This is a genomic window from Paraburkholderia sp. SEWSISQ10-3 4 (genome assembly GCF_030464785.1).
In the GTDB taxonomy this organism is placed as follows: domain Bacteria; phylum Pseudomonadota; class Gammaproteobacteria; order Burkholderiales; family Burkholderiaceae; genus Paraburkholderia; species Paraburkholderia aspalathi.
The window spans coordinates 116,622-138,403 of sequence record NZ_JALPRI010000002.1; the positions used below are offsets into that span (position 1 = coordinate 116,622).

Here is a 21,782-nt window from a genome sequence, read left to right on the forward strand (position 1 = left end):
TTCATATCTGTAAGACAGCTATTATCGCTAAGCGTCGCACCAGCTTTGTATTCGTTTGTAAGGATTTCTTTTTCATGCCATGACGCAGGTCAGCGTCGTAGCGGCAGAGACAGGCCAGTTAATGGACTGTTCCATCCAGCGCAACGCTGTATCTCGCGCCAGTAGGTTTTTCCCGATTGTAAATTCCTATAGCATTTCGACTGGGCATAGTGGGTCACGAACTCACGAGCCCCTAATCGGAAGAAACCACATCATGAAAAAGACAATATCGGTGTACTGGCCCCTCGCCATCGTTGTGCCGCTTGCTGCGGCAGCCTATCTGCACATTTCCGGCGACGCGGCTTCGCGCGCCTCGCAGGCTCCGCTCGCCGCTGACCAACTGACCGCGGAACTGGCGCGCGCCGTCTCGTACGGCATGGTCGACAACACGACGACGTTGCCGGCCAAACCCATGCACGCTGTCACGGCAATGCCGGCGGCTGAAGCGTCGTAAGCGTCTTAGCGGCGTCCTGAGCGCGCGTAGCCTCCGGCGCGATCTGGTCGACCTTTGTATAATCGCGCCACCGTTTCCTAACTGCCGATCCGCGGGCGTTGAGCGTCCGAAAGCCTCTGATGAAAACCGTGTCCGTCTGCTTTGTCTGCCTGGGGAACATCTGCCGTTCGCCGACCGCGGAAGGCGTGATGCGCCGTCTGGTCGACGAGGCGAAGTTGACGGAGCGCATTCTGATCGATTCCGCCGGCACGGGCGACTGGCACATCGGCCAACCGCCTGACGACCGCGCGCAGCATGCGGCCGAACAGCGGGGTTATGAGTTGGCCGCCTTGCGCGGCCGCCAGGTCGCGGCAGCCGACTTCGAGCGCTTCGATCTGCTGATCGCAATGGACGACAAAAACGTCGCCGCGCTGCGCCAGATCTGCCCGGCGGAGCAGCGCGACAAAATCCGTCTGTTGATGGAATTCGTGCCTGAGACGGACGGCCGTTGGGGCGGCGCCCGCGAAGTCGTCGACCCTTATTTCGGTGGCGCCGAAGGCTTCGAACAGGTACTGGATCAATGCGAAGCAGCCTGCCGTGGACTGATCGCAGCGTTGCGTCCCCAATTGATCACGTAAGACTGGCGGGTCATCGCCGAAGTCTGGACCGGCTTATCCAGCAATTAAGCAAATGACCCAAATCACGATAGGGATACTTGACTAATTCAGTCATGTATTTATACTTGACCAAACTTGTCGAGAATTGCGGTTCCCACACATATGAGACTCACCACGAAAGGCCGTTTCGCCGTCACGGCGATGATTGACCTGGCACTGCGCCAGGAGCAGGGCCCGGTGACGCTTGCGGGTATCAGCCAGCGCCAACATATCTCCCTGTCCTATCTCGAGCAGCTGTTTGGCAAGCTGCGTCGTCACGAAATCGTCGAGTCCGTGCGCGGACCGGGCGGCGGCTACAATCTGGCCCGCCGTGCTGAAGACGTGACCGTCGCCGACATCATCATCGCGGTCGACGAGCCGCTCGATGCCACCCAATGCGGCGGCAAGGGCTCGTGCGAGGGCACCAAACAGCACGATGGCCACTGCATGACGCATGAATTGTGGTCCACGCTGAACCAGAAAATGGTCGAGTACCTCGATTCGGTGTCCCTGAAAGATCTGGTCGATCAGCAGCGTTCGCGCGAAGGTGCGCCGGCGGTGTTGCGCGACCGGCGCAACGAGGCGCCGGCGGTCGAACCCGCACGCGTCGTGCCGAAAGGGCCTAATTCAGTTTTCAACATGGCCGGTTCCTAGGCGCGGCAATCTGAACGCACCGCAGCCTGATCAGGAAACCAGAAGCCAGAGCAATGACGTCCCCGGAGCAATTGATGAACAACGACACTCTCCACCTGCCCATTTACATGGACTACAGCGCGACGACGCCGATCGATCCGCGCGTGGTGGACAAGATGATTCCGTACCTGCGCGAGCAGTTCGGCAACCCCGCGTCGCGTAGCCACTCGTATGGCTGGGCCGCGGAGCGCGCGGTCGAAGAAGCGCGCGAGAACGTCGCCGCACTGGTGAATGCCGATCCGCGCGAGATCATCTGGACCTCGGGCGCAACGGAATCGGACAACCTCGCGATCAAGGGTGCGGCGCACTTCTACAAGAGCAAGGGCAAGCACATCATCACGGTGAAGACCGAGCACAAGGCTGTGCTCGACACCTGCCGCGAACTCGAGCGCGAAGGCTTCGAAGTCACGTATCTGGACGTGAAGGACGACGGCCTGATCGACCTCGAAAAGTTTAAAGCCGCGCTGCGCCCGGACACGATTCTGGTGTCTGTCATGTCGGTGAACAACGAGATCGGCGTGGTCCAGGACATCGAGGCGATCGGCGAGATCACCCGTGAAAAGGGCATCATTTTCCACGTCGACGCGGCGCAAGCCACCGGCAAGATCGCGATCGATCTGCAAAAGCTGAAGGTCGACCTGATGTCGTTCTCGGCGCACAAGACGTATGGTCCGAAGGGTATTGGCGCGCTGTACGTGCGTCGCAAGCCGCGTATCCGTATCGAAGCGCAGATGCACGGTGGCGGTCACGAGCGCGGCATGCGTTCGGGCACGCTGGCTACGCACCAGATCGTCGGTATGGGCGAAGCGTTCCGTATCGCGCGTGAAGAAATGGCAACGGAAAACGAGCGCATCCGCATGCTGCGCGACCGTCTGCTGGCCGGCCTGTCGGAGATGGAAGAAACGTATGTGAACGGCGACATGGAAAAGCGTGTGCCGCACAACCTGAACATCAGCTTCAATTTCGTCGAAGGCGAATCGCTGATCATGGCGGTGAAGGACGTGGCGGTGTCGTCGGGTTCGGCGTGTACGTCGGCTTCGCTGGAACCGTCGTATGTGCTGCGCGCACTGGGCCGTAACGACGAACTGGCGCACAGCTCGATCCGCTTCACGGTGGGCCGCTTCACGACTGAGCAGGATGTGGATTACGTGATCAACCTGCTGAAGACCAAGATTTCGAAGCTGCGCGACTTGTCGCCGCTATGGGAAATGCACAAGGACGGGATCGATATTTCGACCATCCAGTGGGCAGCGCACTGACGCGCCAGTTTGGACGACGTCGAATTTATCGAATTGCAAATTGCAGGTTGAAACGGATCAAGGAGTGTCATCATGGCTTATAGCGACAAGGTTCTGGACCACTACGAAAACCCGCGCAACGTTGGTTCCTTCGCGAAGGACGACGATGCAGTCGGCACCGGCATGGTTGGCGCGCCGGCATGCGGCGACGTGATGAAGTTGCAGATCCGCGTGGGCGCGGACGGCATCATTGAAGACGCGAAGTTCAAGACGTACGGCTGCGGTTCGGCGATTGCGTCGAGCTCGCTCGTCACCGAATGGGTGAAGGGCAAGACGCTTGATCAGGCAATGTCGATCAAGAACACGCAGATCGCCGAAGAACTGGCGCTGCCGCCGGTGAAGATCCACTGCTCGATCCTCGCGGAAGACGCGATCAAGGCAGCGGTCGCCGACTACAAGCAACGTCACGGTGAAGCAGTCGTCGAAAGCGACAAGCAACACGCGTAAGCGGCGAGTGGGTGCTCGTTAGAGTGCGCATTTGGGTAAGTCGAAGCGGACGGTGCGAGCAAAAAACACCGTCCGGCATGAGCGATATTTGAAGCAGGCAGGGTAGCAGCGCGTCAGTAGGCACAGGAGTGACGAACACGCGCGGCGCAATGAGAAACGCTATGGCAATTACGTTGACCGAAAAGGCAGCACAGCACGTCCAGAAGTATCTGACTCGCCGCGGCAAGGGTGTCGGGCTGCGCGTAGGCGTGCGCACCACGGGATGCTCGGGTTTGGCCTACAAGCTCGAGTACGTGGATGAACTCGCGCCCGAAGACGAAGTGTTCGACTGCAACGGCGTGAAGATCATTGTTGACCCGAAGAGCCTCGCTTATATCGACGGTACCGAACTCGACTTCGCACGCGAAGGGTTGAACGAAGGCTTCAAGTTCAACAACCCGAACGTGAAGGACGAGTGCGGTTGCGGCGAATCGTTCCGCGTGTAAATCGGCTCACTCCGCGTGCAGCGGATCAAAGGCGGCGCGTGCCGCCTTTTTAGTTTCATCCGCGCATCCGGGTTGGTTTTTTCGGCTGACTTGGTCGCTGAATCCGCCGGCGAGTCTCCACAGCGCTTTCGATCCGCGTTTTTAGCCTGCACTCCGGTGCGCTTTCCTGAACGGACTCCTTTTATCCGATGGCCTCGCTGAACGACAGCCACTTCGACCTGTTCGATCTGCCGGCGCAATTCGCGCTCGACGCGGCGGCACTCGATCACGCCTACCGCACGGTGCAGGCGCAAGTGCATCCGGACCGCTTCGCGGCGGCCGGCGACGCGCAAAAGCGCATCGCGATGCAATGGGCGACGCGCACCAACGAGGCATATCAGACGCTGCGCGATCCGTTGAAGCGCGCGACCTATCTGTTGCACCTGCGCGGCATCGACGTCGGCGCGCATGACAACACGGCGATGGAGCCGGCGTTCCTGATGCAGCAGATGGAGTGGCGCGAAGGCATTGAAGACGCGGCCGCGGCGAAGAACGTCGACGCGCTCGACGCCTTGCTGACCGAACTGCGCGACGAAGAGCGCATGCGTTTCGACAAGCTCGGCACGCTGCTCGACAGCGGCGCGAATCAGGCGGCGGGCGAGGCAGTGCGGCAGTTGATGTTCATCGAGCGGGTGGCGTCGGAAATCGGCACGCAGATCGAGCGGCTCGAGAACTAGCGGTTAGGCGGCCCGGTGCCGCCGCGCATGAATACGCAGCGATAACAGCCGTAGCAATACATCCAGCAACGCAAAAATTCAGGACGGGGCCAAGCGGCTCCGAGAAGATCCAGATGGCCCTACTGCAAATCTCTGAACCCGGCATGGCGCCGGCGCCCCATCAGCGGCGTCTGGCGGTCGGTATCGATCTCGGCACCACCAATTCCCTCGTTGCCGCCGTGCGCAGCGGCGTGCCGGACGTGCTGCCCGACGAAGACGGCTATGCGCTGCTGCCGTCGGTGGTGCGTTACCTGGAAAAGGGCGGCCGCCGCATCGGCCGCACGGCCAAGGCCGAGGCCGCGACCGATCCGCGCAACACGATCGTGTCCGTCAAGCGCTTCATGGGCCGCGGCAAGGCGGAAGTAGAAGGCGCCGAGAACGCGCCGTACGATTTCATCGATGCACCCGGCATGGTGCAGATCCGTACCGTCGACGGCGTGAAGAGCCCGGTCGAAGTCTCGGCGGAAATTCTTGCGACGCTGCGTCAGCGTGCCGAAGATACGCTGGGCGACGAACTGGTCGGCGCAGTGATTACTGTGCCTGCGTATTTCGACGAAGCGCAGCGCCAGGCGACCAAAGACGCCGCGCGTCTCGCTGGCCTGAACGTACTGCGTCTGCTGAACGAGCCGACTGCGGCCGCGATCGCCTACGGCCTCGATAACGGTTCCGAAGGTCTCTACGCGGTCTACGACCTCGGCGGCGGCACCTTCGATCTGTCGATTCTGAAGCTCACCAAAGGTGTGTTCGAAGTGCTCGCGGCGGGCGGCGACTCCGCGCTCGGCGGCGACGATTTCGACCATGCCCTGTATCGCCACGTGCTGGAGCAGGCGGGCATCGCGCCGCAAACGCTCGCACCGGAAGACGTCCGCCTGCTGCTCGACAGCGTACGCGTGACCAAGGAGGCGTTGTCCGACGCGCCGAATGCGAAGGTACAGGCAACGCTGTCGAACGGCACCCAGATCGATCTGACGGTCGACGAGGCCACTTTCGAGGCCATCACTCAGGCGCTGGTTCAACGCACGCTTGGGCCGACGAAGAAAGCACTGCGCGACGCCAAAGTGGCGACCAAGGACATCAAAGGCGTGGTGCTGGTCGGCGGCGCGACGCGCATGCCGGTGATTCGCCGCGCGGTCGAGTCGTTCTTCGGCCAGCCGCCATTGATCAACCTGGACCCGGATCAGGTCGTCGCGCTCGGCGCGGCGATCCAGGCCGATCTGCTCGCGGGCAACCGTGGCGCCGACGGCGACGATTGGCTGCTGCTCGACGTGATTCCGCTGTCGCTGGGCGTCGAAACGATGGGCGGTTTGACCGAGAAGATCATCCCGCGCAATTCGACGATTCCGGTCGCTCGCGCGCAGGATTTCACGACCTTCAAGGACGGCCAGACGGCCATGGCGATCCACGTCGTGCAAGGCGAGCGCGAGCTCGTCAGCGATTGCCGTTCGCTCGCGCGTTTCGAACTGCGCGGCATTCCGCCGATGGCCGCCGGTGCGGCGCGGATTCGCGTCACATATCAGGTCGACGCGGACGGCCTGCTGTCCGTGTTCGCACGTGAGCAGGGCTCGGGCGTGGAAGCGTCGGTGGTGGTCAAGCCGTCCTACGGCCTCGCCGACGACGACATCGCCCGCATGCTCGAAGAAAGCTTCTCGACCGCCGAAGTCGACATGCGTGCTCGCGCGCTGCGCGAAGCGCAAGTCGAAGCACGCCGGCTCGTCGAAGCCACCGACGCGGCCCTGGCTGCCGACGCCGAATTGCTCGACGACAGCGAACGTGCCGAACTCGACACGCTGCTCACCGCATTACGCAACATCGCCGGAAGCGACGACGCCGACGCAATCGAAGCCGCGACCAAAACGCTCGCCGAAGGCACCGACGAATTCGCCGCCCGCCGCATGAACAAGGGCATTCGCCGCGCGCTGGCCGGCCGCAAGCTCGACGAGATCTGAGCGTCTTGTGGCGTGGCCGCGCGATGCGCGCCAGCCGGCAATGAACCGCGCCGCACGGACTTAAAAAGTCCGCGTGGCGCCAGTAAAATGGTACGGAGCCTGTTTGCGGCCGCCGTGCCGCAGACCCAAACGGAAAATGTATGCCTCAAATCGTTGTGCTGCCCCACGTCGAACTGTGCCCGGAAGGCGCGGTGATCGATGCCGTGCCCGGCAAGAGCATCTGCGACAATCTGCTCGAGCACGGCATCGAAATCGAGCACGCGTGCGAGAAGTCCTGCGCGTGTACGACTTGTCACGTGATCGTGCGTGAGGGTTTCGCCGCCTTGACGCCGTCCGAGGAAGACGAGGACGATCTGCTGGACAAGGCGTGGGGGCTCGAACCGGCCTCGCGTCTGTCGTGCCAGGCGATGGTGCCGGCCGAGCAGGATCTGGTTGTCGAGATCCCGCGCTACTCGATCAATCACGCGAAGGAAAATCACTAACTGGAGGATGCAGCCATGAAGTGGACCGATACGCAAGACATCGCGATGGCCCTGACTGACAAGCACCAGGACATCGATCCGCAGCAGGTGCGCTTCACTGATTTGCACCGTTGGGTCACCGAGCTGGAAGGTTTCGACGACGATCCTAACCGGTCGAACGAAAAGATCCTCGAAGCGATTCAGGCTGCATGGATCGAAGACGCGGATTACTGAGCGGGCAGTATGCTCGGTGGTTCCGTGGCGGCGGGGCGCGATTGATTCCGCTCCGGCTGCGGCAAAGAAAAAGGCGATTCCATTGGAATCGCCTTTTTTAACGCCTGGAGAATCTTCAGGTGGTCAGCTTGCCACGAGCGTGCCGTTTTCGACTCGCACGCGCTGGCCTTGCTGGAACGGCGGCGCTTCGTGATACGTGAAGTAGCGCGTCTTGCCGCTTTCCATCCGCACCCGCACCGAATAGGACGTCGTGCTGCGGATGTGCTTTTCGACCGAGTTACCGGCCAGGCCGCCACCGAGTGCGCCCAGCACCGTCATCGCGGTACGGCCGTTGCCGCTGCCGAACTGGTTGCCGACTACGCCGCCGGCCACGGCGCCGCCGACCGCACCGATACCCGTGCCATGGCCTTCCTGACGGACCGCCGAGATGCCTTCGACCGTGCCGCAGGTCGAGCAGTAGGCCGGTTGCGACGGCTGTTGCTGGGCGTACTGCGGTGCCGGCTGTGCCTGTTGCTGTTGAGCGTACTGTTGTTGCTGCTGTGTCGGCGCCGGAGCGCGTTGAGGCGCCTGTTGCTGCGCTGCCTGCTGTTGCGCTTCGGCCTGCGCGGCTGCCTGTTGAGCGGCCGGATTTGCCGGCGCCGCCGAATCGACCACGCCCGGTTGGGTGCTCACTTGCGCCGCCTGGGTCTGATCGGTTTGCGAGCCGCTGCTTGACGCCTTCGGGAACAGGCCCGTGACGGCCGCTGTCGCGGCAAGACTTGCGATGATCACTGCGCCCGCAGCAGTAGCGACGAGCGGGTGAAGACGACGTTGTTGCGTGGGCTTGGTATCTGGATTATCCATATTGGCCTCCGTCTGGAGCAGAGTCGACTGTTATTGAGACTGAGTGTCGGGCAAATCGATCCCGCAAGGGTTTCAATTTGTAACCATTTCCGGGCAATCATCGCAGCGCTTTCGCGTCAAAGCGCGCGCAGCGCAGCGGGGCGCCTGATTCCTTGCGGGTCCGCAGCAACTTAAGAAAACCCCGGCCCAGCGGGGAATATGCGCTTTTTACCGATGGTTACAAACTGTCAGCTTTCGGCTGCCAGTGTTTTTCACGCACCGCAAGAAAAAACGCCCGACATCAAGCCGGGCGTTTTTCTTTTACGAACCACGCAACGATCAGTCTTCGCGGCGCAGATGCGGGAACAGAATCACGTCGCGAATGCTCGGGCTGTCGGTCAGCATCATGACCAGACGGTCGATGCCGATGCCGCAACCGCCAGCCGGCGGCATGCCGTACTCCAGCGCGCGGATGTAGTCGGCGTCGTAGAACATCGCTTCTTCGTCGCCGGCGTCTTTCTGGTCGACCTGCTTCTTGAAGCGGGCGGCCTGGTCTTCCGGATCGTTCAGCTCCGAGAAACCGTTGGCGATTTCACGGCCCGTGATGAACAGCTCGAAACGCTCGGTGATGCCATCGAACTTGTCCGACGCGCGTGCCAGCGGCGACACTTCGATCGGATAGTCGATGATGAAAGTCGGCTCCCACAATTGCGACTCGGCGGTCTCTTCGAACAGCGCCAGTTGCAACGCGCCCACGCCTGCGTTCAGGAACTGCGGCTGCGAAGCATCGACGCCGAACTTCTTCAGTTCCGTGCGCAGGAATGCGTCGTCGCCGAGTTGCGCGTCCGTGTACTGCGGCGCGTACTTCTGGATCGCCTGGCTGATCGTCAAGCGATGGAAGGGCTTGGCCAGATCGAGCTCACGACCCTGGTAGCTGATCGTCGCGCTGCCGAGTGCATCGACCGCCGCCTGACGGATCAGCTGCTCGGTGAAGTCCATGATCCACTTGTAATCGGTGTACGCCGCGTAGAACTCGATCATCGTGAATTCCGGATTGTGGCGGACCGACACGCCCTCATTGCGGAAGTTACGGTTGATCTCGAACACGCGCTCGAAGCCGCCGACCACGAGGCGCTTCAGATACAGTTCCGGCGCGATGCGCAGGAACATCTGCATGTCGAGCGCGTTGTGGTGCGTGGTGAACGGCTTGGCCGCGGCGCCGCCCGGAATCGGGTGCAGCATCGGCGTTTCGACTTCCATGAAGTCGGCGTCCGCCATGAACTTGCGGATCGACGACATCGCCTTGGTGCGTGCGACGAAGGTCTTGCGCGTTTCCGGCGTGACGATCAGGTCGACGTAGCGCTGGCGGTACTTCATTTCCTGGTCGGCGAGGCCATGGAACTTGTCCGGCAGCGGACGCAGCGACTTCGACAGCAAACGCAGTTCGGTGCAACGCACCGAGAGTTCGCCCTTGTTGGTGCGGAACAGCACGCCGCGCGCCGCGACGATGTCGCCCATGTCCCACTTCTTGAAGGCGTCGTACGTTTCCTGACCGACGTCGGCGGGCGTGATGAAGAACTGGATCTGACCCGAACCGTCACGCACGGTTGCGAAGCTCGCCTTGCCCATCACGCGCTTGAGCATCATGCGGCCGGCGATCGCGACTTCGAGGGGATTCGCTTCGAGCGCTTCCTTGTCGATCTCGGCGTATTTCGCTTGCAGATCTTCGGCGTGATGCGTGGGGCGGAAATCGTTCGGATAGGCGACGCCTTGCTCACGCAGTTCGCGCAGCTTTTCGCGGCGCTCGGCCATGATCTTGTTGTCGTCGCCCTCGGGCGCGGCATTAGGCTGGGTCGGTTCGGTCATGATGGTTTGGTATTCGGTGGCCCGCACCAGGATGGTCCGCATGCGGGTGGCCAGTCAGTAAAAACCTCAGGCGCTATAACAAAGATGCAAGGATACGGCGCGGCGATGTCAGGCATGCCGCGCCGGTTGCGCTTAGACGCCCTGTTTCAGGCTGGCGCTGATGAACGGATCGAGGTCGCCGTCGAGCACGCTCTTGGTATTGCTGATTTCGACGTTTGTGCGCAGATCCTTGATACGGCTGTTGTCCAGCACGTACGAGCGGATCTGGTGACCCCAGCCCACATCGGTCTTGCCGGCTTCGAGCTTGTCCTGCTCGGCCTGACGTTTGCGGATTTCCGCTTCGTACAGGCGCGATTTCAGCATGGCCATGGCTTCGGCGCGGTTACGGTGCTGTGAACGGTCGTTCTGGCACTGCACGACGATGCCCGACGGCATGTGCGTAATCCGCACGGCCGAATCGGTCTTGTTGATGTGCTGACCGCCCGCGCCGGACGCGCGGTACGTGTCGATGCGCAGATCGGCCGGGTTGATGTCGACTTCGATCGAATCGTCGATTTCCGGATACACGAACACCGACGAGAACGACGTGTGGCGGCCGCCCGACGAATCGAACGGCGACTTGCGCACGAGGCGGTGCACGCCGGTTTCGGTGCGCAGAAAGCCGTACGCGTATTCGCCTTCGATCTTGATCGTGGCGTTCTTGATGCCCGCGACGTCGCCTTCGGTCTGTTCCAGCACTTCGGTCTTGAAGCCCTTGCGCTCGCAGTAGCGCAGGTACTGGCGCAGCAGCATGGACGCCCAGTCGCACGCTTCGGTGCCGCCGGCGCCGGCTTGAATGTCGAGGAAGGCGTTGTTCGGGTCGGCCGGATTCGCGAACATCCGGCGGAATTCCATGTCGGCGACACGTTGTTCAATGCCTTGCGCGTCTGATTCGCAGGCGAGGAGGGTTTCCTCGTCGCCTTCTTCGCGGGCCATATCGAACAGGTCCTGCGCGTCGCGCAAGTCGTTATCGAGTGACGTGAGTTTGCCGACGGTGTCGTCGAGCAGCTTTTTTTCCCGGCCGAGGGCCTGGGCGTGCTTCGAGTCGTTCCAGACGTCCGGGTCTTCGAGTTCCCGGTTGACTTCGATCAGACGTAATGCCTTGTCGTCGTAGTCAAAGATACCCCCGTAGCGAGTCTGCGCGCGTGCGCAGGTCCGCCAGTGAGGCTTCGATCGCGTTGAGACGTTCCGCTTCCATGTCGATCTTTTATAGCTTCGTAAAAAGGGGAAATTATAGCCGATCGGCGCCCCGCGCCGGAGGCTCTTGAGCGATCCGGCGCGGGTTTGGGGTTGATTTTGCGGTGATTTTCGACGCTGCTGCGCATCCTGCGGGCATCTCGAGCAACGTGCTAACTCGCCGCGTGCTCGACGATCAATTGCACTCGCGACACGCCATTCCACGTGTCGCTGGCGAGCCTGTAGGCGACGATGGTGCGTGCCGGCAGCGTATCGGTGTGATTGAACCAGATCGCGTTGAAGCGCTGGCGACCGCGCACCAGTTGCAGCTTCAGATGCTTGTCTTTCACCAGCGCCTGCGACGCAATGTCGAATTCGCCGGAAAACACCGGCGCCGGGAAGCCCTGGCCCCATACGGCGGCGTCGAGCATTTCGACGAATTGCGGCGTGAAGTAGGCGTCTTCGAGTTCGCCATCGGTTTCGACCGTGCGCGAGAGCGCCTCTTCAGAGAGCCATTCGCGGCCCACGGCCTCGAACGCGGCGGTGAAGCGCGGCACGTCGGCGGCGGCCATCGTCAGACCCGCGGCCATTGCGTGGCCGCCGAATTTGACGATCAGGCCCGGCTCGCGCTTCGAGACCAGATCGAGCGCGTCACGTAGATGGAAGCCCGAGATCGAACGGCCCGAGCCTTTGACGAGCAGGCCGCTATCGTCGGCGAGCGCGAATGTGAACGACGGCCGGTGGAATTTCTCCTTCAACCGTCCGGCGACGATGCCGATCACGCCCTGGTGCCAACTCGGATTGAACAGCGTGATGGTGGTCGCGCCCTCAGGATCGATCGCCGAGAGGTCTTCGAGCGCCTGTTGCTGCATACCGGCTTCGATTTCGCGGCGCTCGCGGTTCATGGTGTCGAGCTGCTGTGCGAGATCCCATGCGCGGCCGATGTCGTCGGTGGTCAGGCACTCGATGCCGAGCGACATGTCCGACAGGCGGCCGGCCGCATTCAGACGTGGCCCGAGCGCGAAACCGAGGTCGAAGCCCGACGCGCTGCGGGCGTCGCGCGCGGCGGCGCGAAAGAGGGCGGCGATGCCCGGCTGCATCTTGCCTTTGCGAATCCGCTGCAGTCCTTGCGCGACCAGCACGCGGTTATTGCCGTCGAGCTTGACCACGTCGGCCACCGTGCCGAGCGCGACCAGATCGAGCAGGCCGTCCAGACGGGGCTCGGGGAAGTCGTCGTTGAAGGCGCCGCGGCGGCGCAATTCCGCGCGCAATGCCAGCAGCACATAAAACATCACGCCGACGCCGGCGATGCATTTGCTCGGGAACGTGCAGCCCGGCTGGTTCGGATTGACGATGGCGCGGGCTGCCGGCAGTTCGTCGCCGGGGAGGTGATGGTCGGTGACGAGCACGTCGATGCCGAGCGCGTTCGCCGCTTCCACACCGTCGACGCTGGCGATGCCGTTATCGACCGTAATCAGCAGTTCCGGCTTGCCCGATGCACTGCGAGCGGCCAGCGCGACGATCTCAGGCGTGAGGCCATAGCCGTATTCGAAGCGGTTCGGCACCAGATATTCGATCTGGCCGCCGAACATGCGCAAGCCGCGCACCGCGACCGCGCAGGCGGTGGCGCCGTCGCAGTCGTAGTCGGCGACCACCAGCATGCGGCGCTTGTTCTGAATGGCATCGGCGAGTAGCACGGCGGCGTCTTCGCAGCCTTTGAGCCCGGCGGGCGGCACGAGCCGCGCGAGACCGGTTTCGATTTCATCGGGCATGCACACGCCGCGCGCGGCGTACAGGCGCGCCAGCACCGGATGCAGGCCGTGGCGGGTGAGGACTTCGGCGTCGACGGGTGACGAGGCGCGCGTAACGATTCGAGTCATTCGGAGAGGCCGTGGATCATTCGATAGGTCATTCGATAAACAGCGAGGCGAACACGCGCCGTCGCCAGAATTTGCGCAGGTCGCCGCGCGTGATCGCGAGCGTCACCGAGCCGGTGTCGCCGCACAGCGTCAGGGCGAGTTCGTTTAACTGGCCGGATTGCAGTGCCTGGAGCGCGGGCTCGAACCAGTCGGTTTGCAATGCGGCGAAGGCGTCGTTCCAGCGCGCCCAGTCCTGCTCGATGTAGGGCGTGGAGAAAGGATCGAGTTCTACCAGCGTGGCGCCGTTGGCATGTGTGTCGGCGGACGTGCCAACCGACGCGTTGCCTGAGGCGCCGTTTGCCGCACTAGCGGCCTGGAACGCCGCAAACGACGCCGGCGGCGCCGCGGTCTGGACGCCCGACGTCATGGCGAGGCCACGCGTGGCCGCCGCGTCGGAAAACACCCGCGCGAACGGGCTCGTCACCGGCTGCGCCGCGCCTTGAGCGTGAAACCAGATCGAGTTGACAGCCGGCAGGCCACGCGCTTCGCGCGCTTCATTGACGGGATGCTCGAACCATGCCATCTGGACTTCGTTCTGCAGCTTCATCCAGGCGCGTGAACGGTCGCCGGAATGGGCCTCGTGCGGCAGCCAGATTTCGATGTTGCGGCCGCTCGCGCGCAACGGTGACGCTCCTGCCAGCGTGCCGAAGCCGTCGCCCGACAGGTACCAGCGCGCGGGCTTCGGCGCTTCGATGCGCACGCCGAGTTCCTCGATCAACGGCCGGGCGATCGCCAGCAGCACGCTGGCTTCGTCGTCGGACAGTTCGAGCGAGGCCGGATCGATCAGCACCAGATGGTCGTGAGCGATACGCACGTGCACCGGTTGCACGCAGGCCCACGTGGCGTTGCCGGGTTCGCCGCCGTCTGCGCGCAGCATGTACGGGGCAAGCGGCGCTTCGTCGGCGGCAGCTGCGCCGCTCGGCAGCGCGCCGAACTGGCGCGCCACCCAGCGCTCGTGCGGCAGCGTGCGCTGAAAATCTTCACCGACCACCCGTTCGACCAGCGTCGCACGGGCGATCAGCCGGTCGAGGGCTGGACTCTGAATATCGTGCAGGGCGGTGGAGGCGTCCGCTGCGGCGGGCAGCGCGAAGGGCAGGAGAAGATGAAGACGGTTGGCGTGCATGATGCTGCGCATTGTAGGGCAAAGAGTGCGAGTATTCAGACCATATCGGCGGATTCGGGCACCCCATCCGGGCCTCGCCGATGGCAGCAGCCGCGCGCGGCGGCACCGCGCCCATGACGAGGGAGACCGACATGTCGCGTGAACTGAAAACCGAGCAGGAACTGCTTGGATTGGTCGTGCAGGCGCTCGACGCCAATCCGGCCACGGCCGGCTGGATCCCGACCGGATTCCACGAGACCGTCGAGGATGAGGACGGCTGCAACTGGGATATCACCCATCTGCATCGCGACCGTAAGGATGCGGAAGTGCGCGACGTGGCGGCCAGCGAGGCGGCCGGGATCATCAATGGTCTGAGGAGTCGCTACAACCTGCGCTAGGGTGTGGGCGGCTCGAGGCGGCGGGCGGGCCCGCTGTCGCCGCGAGCGTTGTGCTCGATGCCGCCGGCAGGCCTGTGCGTTCGCCGTGAACCCCGCGTGCAAGGCCTTTGCGTGTGTTCGCGGCATTGTATGGCAAACTTCGCGCTTGATTGACGGCAGTGGCGGCAGGGACGGGGCGATGGCTCCGGTGGCGCGGGGGTTGCTTGGGGCACTGGAGCGCACCGGAACGTCATACCGGAACCATCCGGGTTGCCGCGACACCAATGATCACGACGCTCGGGGCCGCATGACAGGCGTGACAGCCGCAAGCTGCCGCCGCCATGCGCGGCAAAAGGCCCGCGAGCAGACGAAGAACGCAGAAAAGGATTCGCTTGAAATTTCCCTACGAATGGCAGATTGGCTGGCGCTACACCCGCGCCGGCAAACGCACGACCGGTAACGGCTTCATTTCCTTCATCGCGCTCGTGTCGATGTCGGGCATTGCGCTCGGCGTCGCGGCGCTGATCGTCGTGTTGTCCGTGATGAACGGCTTCCAGAAAGAGGTGCGCGACCGGATGCTGTCGGTGCTGGCGCACGTCGAAATCTTTTCGCCGACCGGTTCGATGCCCAACTGGCAATTGACCGCCCAGGAAGCGCGCCAGAACAAGGAAGTGATCGGCGCGGCGCCGTACGTCGAAGCGCAAGCGCTGCTCACGCGCCAGGACGCCGTGAGCGGCGTGGCGCTGCGCGGCGTCGAGCCGACGCTCGAACCCGAAGTGTCCGACATCGGCAAGGAAATGAAGGGCGGCAAGCTGACCGACCTCGTGCCGGGCGACTTCGGCATCGTGCTGGGCGCGGACCTCGCCACCAATCTCGGTGTGGCGGTCAACGACAAGATCACGCTGGTCGCGCCCGAAGGCACTATCACGCCCGCCGGCATGCTGCCTCGGCTGAAACAGTTCACCGTGGTGGGCATCTTCGAGTCGGGGCATTACGAATATGACAGCACGCTCGCGCTGATCAATATCAAGGACGCGCAGGCGCTGTTCCGGCTATCCGCGCCAACCGGCGTGCGGCTGCGCCTGACCGATATGCAGCGGGCGCCGGAGGTCGCGCATCAACTGGCGCGCAGCCTGTCCGGCGATTTGTATATTCGCGACTGGACCCAGCAGAACAAGACCTGGTTCTCGGCGGTGCAGATCGAAAAACGCATGATGTTCATCATTCTCACGCTGATCATCGCGGTCGCGGCGTTCAATCTGGTGTCGTCGCTGGTGATGACGGTGACCAACAAGCAGGCTGACATCGCGATTCTGCGCACGCTCGGGGCGCAGCCCGGCTCGATCATGAAGATATTCGTGGTGCAGGGCGTGACGATCGGCTTTATCGGCACGGCGACCGGCGTCGCGCTCGGCTGCCTGATTGCTTGGAGCATTCCGTGGCTCGTGCCGATGATCGAGCATCTGCTCGGCGTGCAGTTCCTGCCGCCGTCTGTGTATTTCATCAGCGAACTGCCGTCTGAACTGATTCCCGCCGACGTGGCGCGGATCGGCATCATCGCGTTCGTGATGTCGGCGCTGGCGACGCTTTATCCGAGCTGGCGTGGTGCGAAAGTCCGTCCTGCGGAGGCACTGCGCTATGAATGACCGTTCCACTAGCCTGGCCATGGCCGATCAAAATAACGCGCTGCATCCCTATGTGCTGGAAGCGACCGGCATTTCGAAGTCGTTCGTGCAGGGCGGCCTTAATGTGCAGGTCCTCAACAACGCGCAACTGAACGTGCGGCGCGGCGAAAAGCTGGCGATCGTCGGCGCGTCGGGGTCCGGCAAGAGCACGCTGCTGCATGTGCTCGGCGGCCTCGACGATCCAAGTGCCGGTCATGTTTCTGTAATGGGCAAGCCCTTTACGAAGCTCTCCGAGCGCGAACGCAACGATCTGCGTAATCGCGCGCTCGGGTTCGTGTATCAGTTCCACCATCTGCTGCCCGAATTCACCGCGCTCGACAACGTCGCCATGCCGCTGCGGATCCGCCGGATGACGACCGAAGCCGCGCGGCGCGAAGCGCTCGCGGTGCTGGAGCGCGTCGGCATGGGACATCGGGCGAAGCATCGTCCAGGTGAGCTGTCGGGCGGCGAGCGTCAACGTGTCGCGATCGCGCGGGCGCTGGTGACAAAACCCGCTTGCGTACTCGCCGACGAACCCACCGGCAATCTGGACGGCGGCACCGCCGACACCGTGTTCAACCTGATGCTCGAACTGTCGCAAACGCTCGACACCAGCTTCGTGATCGTCACGCACGATCCGGAACTGGCCGGACGTTGCGACCGGATCATGCGCTTGCGCGACGGCGTGTTGTACGAAGAGCCGCCGGTGCCGGTTTAAGCACCGCGCGGAACGTAAGCGTTGCTCCGCCACCTCTGTCACTAACGAGGCGCGCCATGTGGATCGATACGCACTGCCATCTCGACGCTTCGGAATTCAACGCCGATCGCGACGAAGTCGCCGATGCGGCGCGTCGAGTGGGCGTGGGGCGTATCGTGATTCCCGCGATCGGTCGCGAGAACTTCACGACGGTGCGTGAACTCGCGCACCGTGTCGATGGCGGCGCGTATGCGCTGGGCATTCATCCACTTTTTACGCCGGGCGCGCAGGACAGCGATCTCGACCTGCTGCGCATGGAAATCGAGGCGAGTCTCGACGATCCGCTGTTCGTCGGCATCGGCGAGATCGGCCTCGATTATTTCGTCGAAGGTCTCGACGATGCGCGCCAGCAGTTCTTCTACAACGGTCAACTTCAACTGGCGCGCGAATTCGATCTGCCGGTGATTTGCCACGTGCGCAAATCGCAGGATCAGGTGATCAAAGGGCTGCGGCGGCATCAGATTCATCGCGGCATCGCACACGCTTTCAACGGTAGTTTCCAGCAGGCTCAGGCGTATATCGACCAGGGCATGCATCTCGGTTTCGGTGGCAATCTGACCTTCGAACGAGCGCGGCAAATCCGCCGTCTTGCCGAGCAATTGCCATTCGATGCGCTGGTCGTCGAGACCGACGCGCCGGACATCGCGCCTTCCTGGATGTACAAACAGCGCAACTCGCCGGATCAGATTCCGGCCATCGGCGCGGGCCTCGCGCAACTGCGCGGCATGAGCGCCGACGAAACCGCCCTAGGCACAACGGCTAACGCGCTCGCCGCGCTGCCGCGGCTCGCACTTTCCTCTGCATAATTGAACGCGATGGTTTGAGTGATTCGCGCCGGGCGGAACACATGCCTGGCGGGATTGCTGACGCCTGCTCGCTGTGCGTTGCGCCGTCCGGCGATGGCTGGGTGGAAGGGGCGGAGGGCGGATGCGGGCATGGTGGTGCGGGTTTGCGTTGGGCGTGTTCTGGCTGCAGCGGCAGGCGGCGTTGCCGGATGGGGGTGGATGGTGCGTGCTGGTGCTGCTTGGGTGCGTTGCGATAGTTATAGCGGTATGGGGATTGCGTCGCGGCTCTTCTGGCGATGGGCGCAGCGGTCCTTCTGGTGGATTGCGCTGGGGTGCTTCTGTGATAGCGGGCCCGCGCGCGGCAGTTGCGAATTCGCGTGTGAGACGCGTCTTGTTCAGCGCGCGCTTGCGTTCGGGCGTCGGCTGGGGCGCGGTGTGGATTGCGGCCTTATGTGTGGGCTTTGGCTATGCCGCCTGGCGCGCAGAAACTAGGCTCGCGGTGAGCTTGCCGAGCGCTTGGGAGGGGCGCGATATCGACGTCGTCGGCAGTATCAAGGGGCTGCCGTCACGCAATGAAAAGGGCGCGCGTTTCCTCTTCGAGGTCGAGTCGGCAGATGCGCCGATCGCCGCGTTTCCACGCGTGATCCAACTGTCGTGGATTGCGGAAGATGCGCCTGCGCCGTTGCTCGAACCGGGCGAGCGCTGGCAGCTGACCGTACGGCTCAAACGCCCGCACGGCAATGCGAACTTCGGCGTGCGTGATGCCGAAGCCAGTTTGCTGGCGCGCAATGTACGCGCCACCGGCTATGTGAGCGCACCGGGTCACGCCGTGCGTTTGCCGGGCAACGCGCGCGGCGTAGGCGTGACGGTCGATCGCTGGCGCGCCGCGCTGCGTGCGCGCATCGGCACGGTGCTCGCCGATGCGCCACATCGTGGGATCGTTGTTGCGCTCGCCATCGGCGCGCAGGACGAAGTTAGCGCGGCCGACTGGCTGTTAATGCGTGGCACCGGCACCAGTCATCTGGTGGCGATTTCTGGTTTGCATATCGGCTTTGTTGCGGGACTGGCGGCGTGGCTCGCCGGTGCGGTGTGGCGGCGTTCGGGGTTCATCGGCCGCAACTGGCCATTGCTGCTGCCCGCGCAGATCGTCGCGGTGGCGGGCGGCGCGTTGTTCGCCGGGCTGCATGCGGCGTTGGCCGGTTTCAACGTGCCGGCTCAGCGTGCATTGTGGATGGCGGGTGTGGTGGCGCTCGCGTTTATCAGCGGGCGCAACGTTGCTCGATCGGTGGTGCTGGCGTGGGCGCTAGGGTTGGTGCTGCTGATCGATCCTTGGGCGGTCGTATCGGCGGGATTCTGGCTGTCGTTCTGCGCGGTGGCGGCGATTCTGTTCGCGATGTCGGGACGGCCTCGTGTGCAGGATCATGAGCAGCGCCGTGACGAAGAGGGGGAAGGCGCCGTGACGCCGACAAGGCTCTCGCGCCTGTGGTCCGGCCTGTGCCGTCGCGTTCGCGCTTTCGGTGAGCGCCTGCGCAGCGCCGCGCATGTGCAGTTCGCGGTAACGGTCGCGCTTGCGCCGCTCACCGTTTACTGGTTCGCGCAGATCCCACTAATCGGCCCGCTTGCGAATGCTTTCGCGATTCCATGGGTGAGCCTGCTGGTGGCGCCGGCGGTTTTGGCGGGCGTCGCGTTGCCCGCGCCATTCGATGCCTACGCCTTTCGCGCCGCGCACACCTTGCTCGACCTGCTCGCCGCAGGCTTGCAGATGCTGTCCGGCCCGGCATGGACGCTCTGGCGATTGCCGCAGCCGGAGGCGTGGACCCTTGCCGCGGCGGCGGTCGGCGTTCTCTGGTGTCTGGCGCCGCGCGGCTGGCCCCTGCGCTGGGCCGCACCGCTTACTTGGCTACCGTTGCTGATGCCTGCGCCGCCGGGTCCGCCGCATGGCAGCTTCCGTGTGACGGCGCTCGACGTCGGTCAAGGCACCTCGGTGCTGGTCGAAACGGCGCACCATGTGCTGCTGTTCGACGCCGGGCCGGGGCCGGAATCGACGCATGCGGGAGAACGGGTTGTCGTGCCGTTTTTGCAGGCACATGGCGTCACGACGCTCGATGCGCTGCTCATCAGCCACGCCGACTCCGACCACTCGGGCGGCGCGCCGGCTGTGCTGGACGCGATCGAGGTGCGTCAAATGGTGGCGGCATTGGCGCCGACGAATCCGTTGTGGTCGAACGCAAAGCAGCGCGGCGCGGATACGTTGCCCTGCGCGGCGGGGCAGCGCTGGCAGTGGGATGGCGTCGAGTTCGCAATACTCTGGCCCGATGCCGGGCCGCTGCAAGGCAAGCCGAACGCGCATTGCTGCGTGTTGCGGGTGAGTACGGTGTCTGCTGAGGCGAGGGCGTCAGCCGGAAATGTTAAACCGACGCCATTACGCATAACCGCCTTGCTGACGGCCGACATCGAAGCGCCGGTCGAACGCATCCTGCTCGCGCGCGATCGCGACGCGTTGCGCGCCCAGGTGCTGGTCGTTCCGCATCACGGGAGCAAGACCTCGTCGACCGAGCCGTTCCTCGACTCTATCGACCCGCTCGTCGCGCTATTTCAGGTAGGCTATCGCAACCGATTTCATCATCCGAATACGGGTGTGTTCGAGCGTTACAAGGCACGGCACATCGAGCTTGCGCGCAGCGATGCGGACGGCGCGGTGCGGGTCGATGTGAGCCCGGATTCCAAAATGGATTTCGGCCCAGGTCTCAACCTGAGCGTCGCGCCCGAGGGAAGCCCGGGAGTCAGCACGGGAACCGCCCCAGACCTGAACAGCGCCGCACTGACGCTCGAACGCTATCGCGACACGCAACGCCGCTACTGGATGGATCGCTGATGGATCACTGACCGTACAGATAGAACAAACGCGCCGCTGGACTTGGAACCAGGATGAAAAGCCAGGCGCCATTCCGGCGTGCCAAAACAGAACGGAGATAGTCGCAGTTGAAAAACATCATCCACTTCTCGCACGCGAACGGTTTTCCGGCGTCGACCTACCGGACGATCTTCGCCGAACTCGCCGACGACTATGACCTGCGCTCGATCGAGCGCATCGGCCACGACGCGCGTTATCCCGTCACGCAAGACTGGCCGCATCTGGTCGAGCAATTGCTCGACGACATCGGCCGCTCGTACGAGCAGCCGGTGTGGCTGGTTGGTCATTCGCTGGGCGGCTATCTGTCGCTAATGGCCGCACTGAAAAAACCGCAGTGGGTGAGGGGCGTGGTGATGCTCGACTCGCCGGTGATCGCGGGCTGGCGCAGCAGCATGCTGCGCGTATCGCAATGGACCGGACTCGACGAGCGCCTGTCGCCCGCGGCCGCGACCCGCACACGCCGCACGCAGTGGGCGAGCCGCGACGAAGCATGGCGGCATTTCCACTCGAAGCCGGCGTTCGCGCGCTGGGACGAGCGCATGCTGTCCGACTACATCGACTTCGGCATCCCGCAGAGCTCGCGCGACGGCGGCCGTTCGCTCGCTTTCGACCGGCGCACTGAGTATCAGATCTACAAGACCTTGCCGCATACGCTCGGCCCCCGGCTTGCGCGCGGCGCCCCGGTGCCGGTGGGCTTCATCGCCGGCACGCGTTCGAAGGAGGTGCGCCAGGCGGGTCTGGACGCCACGCGCCGCGCGACTGGCGGTCATGTGGAATGGATCGAAGGCAGCCATCTGTATCCGATGGAAAAACCGCTCGAAACCGCGCGCGCGGTGCAGCGGATGCTGCGCGAACTGGAGCGGGGCGCCTGACCGCACGCCTCGCCGGGGCAAAAAAACGGTGCATGATCGGCG

Annotated in this window: 21 protein-coding genes; 16 read left to right on the forward strand and 5 right to left on the reverse strand. The window is 63.5% G+C overall.

Annotated elements, in window-relative coordinates:
- Positions 1–253 precede the first annotated feature (253 nt).
- The 10 genes from M0D68_RS06450 (at position 254) to iscX (ending at position 7,447) form a co-directional block, all read left to right on the forward strand.
- Positions 254–493 carry a hypothetical protein gene (locus M0D68_RS06450; RefSeq protein WP_211706226.1) on the forward strand — a complete coding sequence of 80 codons (240 nt, stop codon included), beginning with the start codon at positions 254–256 and terminating at the stop codon, positions 491–493.
- Between the two features lie 119 nt (positions 494–612).
- Entirely contained in the window at positions 613–1,110 is a 498-nt protein-coding gene (locus M0D68_RS06455) for a low molecular weight protein-tyrosine-phosphatase (protein ID WP_211706227.1), read from the forward strand.
- 141 nt (positions 1,111–1,251) lie between these two features.
- The gene (iscR, locus tag M0D68_RS06460) at positions 1,252–1,782 is read left to right on the forward strand and encodes a Fe-S cluster assembly transcriptional regulator IscR (RefSeq protein WP_028199491.1); all 531 of its coding nucleotides are present in this window, start codon (positions 1,252–1,254) and stop codon (positions 1,780–1,782) included.
- Between the two features lie 74 nt (positions 1,783–1,856).
- Positions 1,857–3,080, forward strand: coding sequence for an IscS subfamily cysteine desulfurase (locus tag M0D68_RS06465; RefSeq protein WP_093633556.1), 1,224 nt, complete (start codon positions 1,857–1,859; stop codon positions 3,078–3,080).
- A gap of 72 nt (positions 3,081–3,152) precedes the next feature.
- Positions 3,153–3,566 (forward strand): Fe-S cluster assembly scaffold IscU, encoded by a 414-nt coding sequence (gene iscU, locus M0D68_RS06470; protein WP_093633555.1) that lies wholly within the window; start codon positions 3,153–3,155, stop codon positions 3,564–3,566.
- A 161-nt stretch (positions 3,567–3,727) separates the two neighbouring features.
- Positions 3,728–4,051 carry an iron-sulfur cluster assembly protein IscA gene (gene iscA, locus M0D68_RS06475; RefSeq protein WP_028199494.1) on the forward strand — a complete coding sequence of 108 codons (324 nt, stop codon included), beginning with the start codon at positions 3,728–3,730 and terminating at the stop codon, positions 4,049–4,051.
- 188 nt (positions 4,052–4,239) lie between these two features.
- Positions 4,240–4,767 carry a Fe-S protein assembly co-chaperone HscB gene (gene hscB / locus M0D68_RS06480; RefSeq protein WP_256455264.1) on the forward strand — a complete coding sequence of 176 codons (528 nt, stop codon included), beginning with the start codon at positions 4,240–4,242 and terminating at the stop codon, positions 4,765–4,767.
- Positions 4,768–4,880: 113 nt separating this feature from the next.
- Positions 4,881–6,752, forward strand: coding sequence for a Fe-S protein assembly chaperone HscA (gene hscA, locus M0D68_RS06485; protein ID WP_211701134.1), 1,872 nt, complete (start codon positions 4,881–4,883; stop codon positions 6,750–6,752).
- 140 nt (positions 6,753–6,892) lie between these two features.
- Positions 6,893–7,234 carry an ISC system 2Fe-2S type ferredoxin gene (gene fdx / locus M0D68_RS06490; RefSeq protein WP_012433562.1) on the forward strand — a complete coding sequence of 114 codons (342 nt, stop codon included), beginning with the start codon at positions 6,893–6,895 and terminating at the stop codon, positions 7,232–7,234.
- A 15-nt stretch (positions 7,235–7,249) separates the two neighbouring features.
- Complete coding sequence (gene iscX / locus M0D68_RS06495; RefSeq protein WP_007181290.1) at positions 7,250–7,447, forward strand: Fe-S cluster assembly protein IscX; 198 nt, start codon at positions 7,250–7,252, stop codon at positions 7,445–7,447.
- Positions 7,448–7,570: 123 nt separating this feature from the next.
- Here the strand turns inward: iscX and M0D68_RS06500 are convergent, their stop codons facing one another.
- The 5 genes from M0D68_RS06500 to M0D68_RS06520 all read right to left on the reverse strand — a co-directional run bounded on the left by M0D68_RS06500 (position 7,571) and on the right by M0D68_RS06520 (position 14,404).
- Positions 7,571–8,290 (reverse strand): glycine zipper 2TM domain-containing protein, encoded by a 720-nt coding sequence (locus M0D68_RS06500; RefSeq protein WP_200573953.1) that lies wholly within the window; start codon positions 8,288–8,290, stop codon positions 7,571–7,573.
- A gap of 318 nt (positions 8,291–8,608) precedes the next feature.
- Positions 8,609–10,135, reverse strand: a complete 1,527-nt coding sequence (gene lysS, locus M0D68_RS06505) for a lysine--tRNA ligase (RefSeq protein ID WP_093633657.1) — start codon at positions 10,133–10,135, stop codon at positions 8,609–8,611.
- A gap of 132 nt (positions 10,136–10,267) precedes the next feature.
- Positions 10,268–11,372, reverse strand: a protein-coding gene (gene prfB, locus M0D68_RS06510; RefSeq protein WP_143131658.1) for a peptide chain release factor 2 whose coding sequence is annotated in 2 segments (ribosomal slippage) — positions 10,268–11,290 and positions 11,292–11,372 — 1,104 coding nt in all. Because the reading frame shifts where the segments join, the coding sequence is not laid out codon by codon here.
- A gap of 151 nt (positions 11,373–11,523) precedes the next feature.
- A complete protein-coding gene (gene recJ, locus M0D68_RS06515; protein WP_256455263.1) occupies positions 11,524–13,230 on the reverse strand; it encodes a single-stranded-DNA-specific exonuclease RecJ in 1,707 nt (568 codons plus the stop codon).
- Positions 13,231–13,258: 28 nt separating this feature from the next.
- Positions 13,259–14,404: a regulator gene (locus M0D68_RS06520; RefSeq protein ID WP_200650624.1), complete on the reverse strand. Its 1,146-nt coding sequence runs from the start codon at positions 14,402–14,404 to the stop codon at positions 13,259–13,261.
- 119 nt (positions 14,405–14,523) lie between these two features.
- Here M0D68_RS06520 and M0D68_RS06525 point away from each other — a divergent pair, with 119 nt between their 5' ends.
- The 6 genes from M0D68_RS06525 (at position 14,524) to M0D68_RS06550 (ending at position 21,740) form a co-directional block, all read left to right on the forward strand.
- Positions 14,524–14,769 (forward strand): hypothetical protein, encoded by a 246-nt coding sequence (locus M0D68_RS06525; protein WP_093633549.1) that lies wholly within the window; start codon positions 14,524–14,526, stop codon positions 14,767–14,769.
- 371 nt (positions 14,770–15,140) lie between these two features.
- Complete coding sequence (locus M0D68_RS06530) at positions 15,141–16,394, forward strand: lipoprotein-releasing ABC transporter permease subunit (RefSeq protein ID WP_093633548.1); 1,254 nt, start codon at positions 15,141–15,143, stop codon at positions 16,392–16,394.
- Positions 16,387–17,130, forward strand: a complete 744-nt coding sequence (gene lolD, locus M0D68_RS06535) for a lipoprotein-releasing ABC transporter ATP-binding protein LolD (protein WP_093633547.1) — start codon at positions 16,387–16,389, stop codon at positions 17,128–17,130. The genes M0D68_RS06530 and lolD overlap by 8 nt, the downstream gene beginning before the upstream one ends.
- Positions 17,131–17,186: 56 nt before the next feature.
- Positions 17,187–17,975 carry a TatD family hydrolase gene (locus M0D68_RS06540; RefSeq protein ID WP_200617838.1) on the forward strand — a complete coding sequence of 263 codons (789 nt, stop codon included), beginning with the start codon at positions 17,187–17,189 and terminating at the stop codon, positions 17,973–17,975.
- A 121-nt stretch (positions 17,976–18,096) separates the two neighbouring features.
- Positions 18,097–20,829, forward strand: coding sequence for a DNA internalization-related competence protein ComEC/Rec2 (locus tag M0D68_RS06545; RefSeq protein WP_266224024.1), 2,733 nt, complete (start codon positions 18,097–18,099; stop codon positions 20,827–20,829).
- Positions 20,830–20,936: 107 nt separating this feature from the next.
- Positions 20,937–21,740, forward strand: coding sequence for an alpha/beta fold hydrolase (locus M0D68_RS06550; protein ID WP_211701138.1), 804 nt, complete (start codon positions 20,937–20,939; stop codon positions 21,738–21,740).
- The last annotated feature ends 42 nt before the right edge of the window (positions 21,741–21,782 follow it).

Bases quoted from the DNA above. Each gene is read 5' to 3' on its own strand.
- iscR (WP_028199491.1), top strand. From the start codon at position 1,252: ATGAGACTCACCACGAAAGGCCGTTTCGCCGTCACGGCGATGATTGAC.
- hscB (WP_256455264.1), top strand. From the start codon at position 4,240: ATGGCCTCGCTGAACGACAGCCACTTCGACCTGTTCGATCTGCCGGCG.
- M0D68_RS06500 (WP_200573953.1), bottom strand. From the start codon at position 8,290: ATGGATAATCCAGATACCAAGCCCACGCAACAACGTCGTCTTCACCCG.
- hscA (WP_211701134.1), top strand. From the start codon at position 4,881: ATGGCCCTACTGCAAATCTCTGAACCCGGCATGGCGCCGGCGCCCCAT.
- lolD (WP_093633547.1), top strand. From the start codon at position 16,387: ATGAATGACCGTTCCACTAGCCTGGCCATGGCCGATCAAAATAACGCG.
- fdx (WP_012433562.1), top strand. From the start codon at position 6,893: ATGCCTCAAATCGTTGTGCTGCCCCACGTCGAACTGTGCCCGGAAGGC.
- M0D68_RS06525 (WP_093633549.1), top strand. From the start codon at position 14,524: ATGTCGCGTGAACTGAAAACCGAGCAGGAACTGCTTGGATTGGTCGTG.
- iscU (WP_093633555.1), top strand. From the start codon at position 3,153: ATGGCTTATAGCGACAAGGTTCTGGACCACTACGAAAACCCGCGCAAC.
- iscX (WP_007181290.1), top strand. From the start codon at position 7,250: ATGAAGTGGACCGATACGCAAGACATCGCGATGGCCCTGACTGACAAG.
- lysS (WP_093633657.1), bottom strand. From the start codon at position 10,135: ATGACCGAACCGACCCAGCCTAATGCCGCGCCCGAGGGCGACGACAAC.
- recJ (WP_256455263.1), bottom strand. From the start codon at position 13,230: ATGACTCGAATCGTTACGCGCGCCTCGTCACCCGTCGACGCCGAAGTC.
- M0D68_RS06545 (WP_266224024.1), top strand. From the start codon at position 18,097: ATGCGGGCATGGTGGTGCGGGTTTGCGTTGGGCGTGTTCTGGCTGCAG.
- M0D68_RS06540 (WP_200617838.1), top strand. From the start codon at position 17,187: ATGTGGATCGATACGCACTGCCATCTCGACGCTTCGGAATTCAACGCC.
- M0D68_RS06455 (WP_211706227.1), top strand. From the start codon at position 613: ATGAAAACCGTGTCCGTCTGCTTTGTCTGCCTGGGGAACATCTGCCGT.
- M0D68_RS06465 (WP_093633556.1), top strand. From the start codon at position 1,857: ATGAACAACGACACTCTCCACCTGCCCATTTACATGGACTACAGCGCG.
- M0D68_RS06450 (WP_211706226.1), top strand. From the start codon at position 254: ATGAAAAAGACAATATCGGTGTACTGGCCCCTCGCCATCGTTGTGCCG.
- iscA (WP_028199494.1), top strand. From the start codon at position 3,728: ATGGCAATTACGTTGACCGAAAAGGCAGCACAGCACGTCCAGAAGTAT.
- M0D68_RS06520 (WP_200650624.1), bottom strand. From the start codon at position 14,404: ATGCGCAGCATCATGCACGCCAACCGTCTTCATCTTCTCCTGCCCTTC.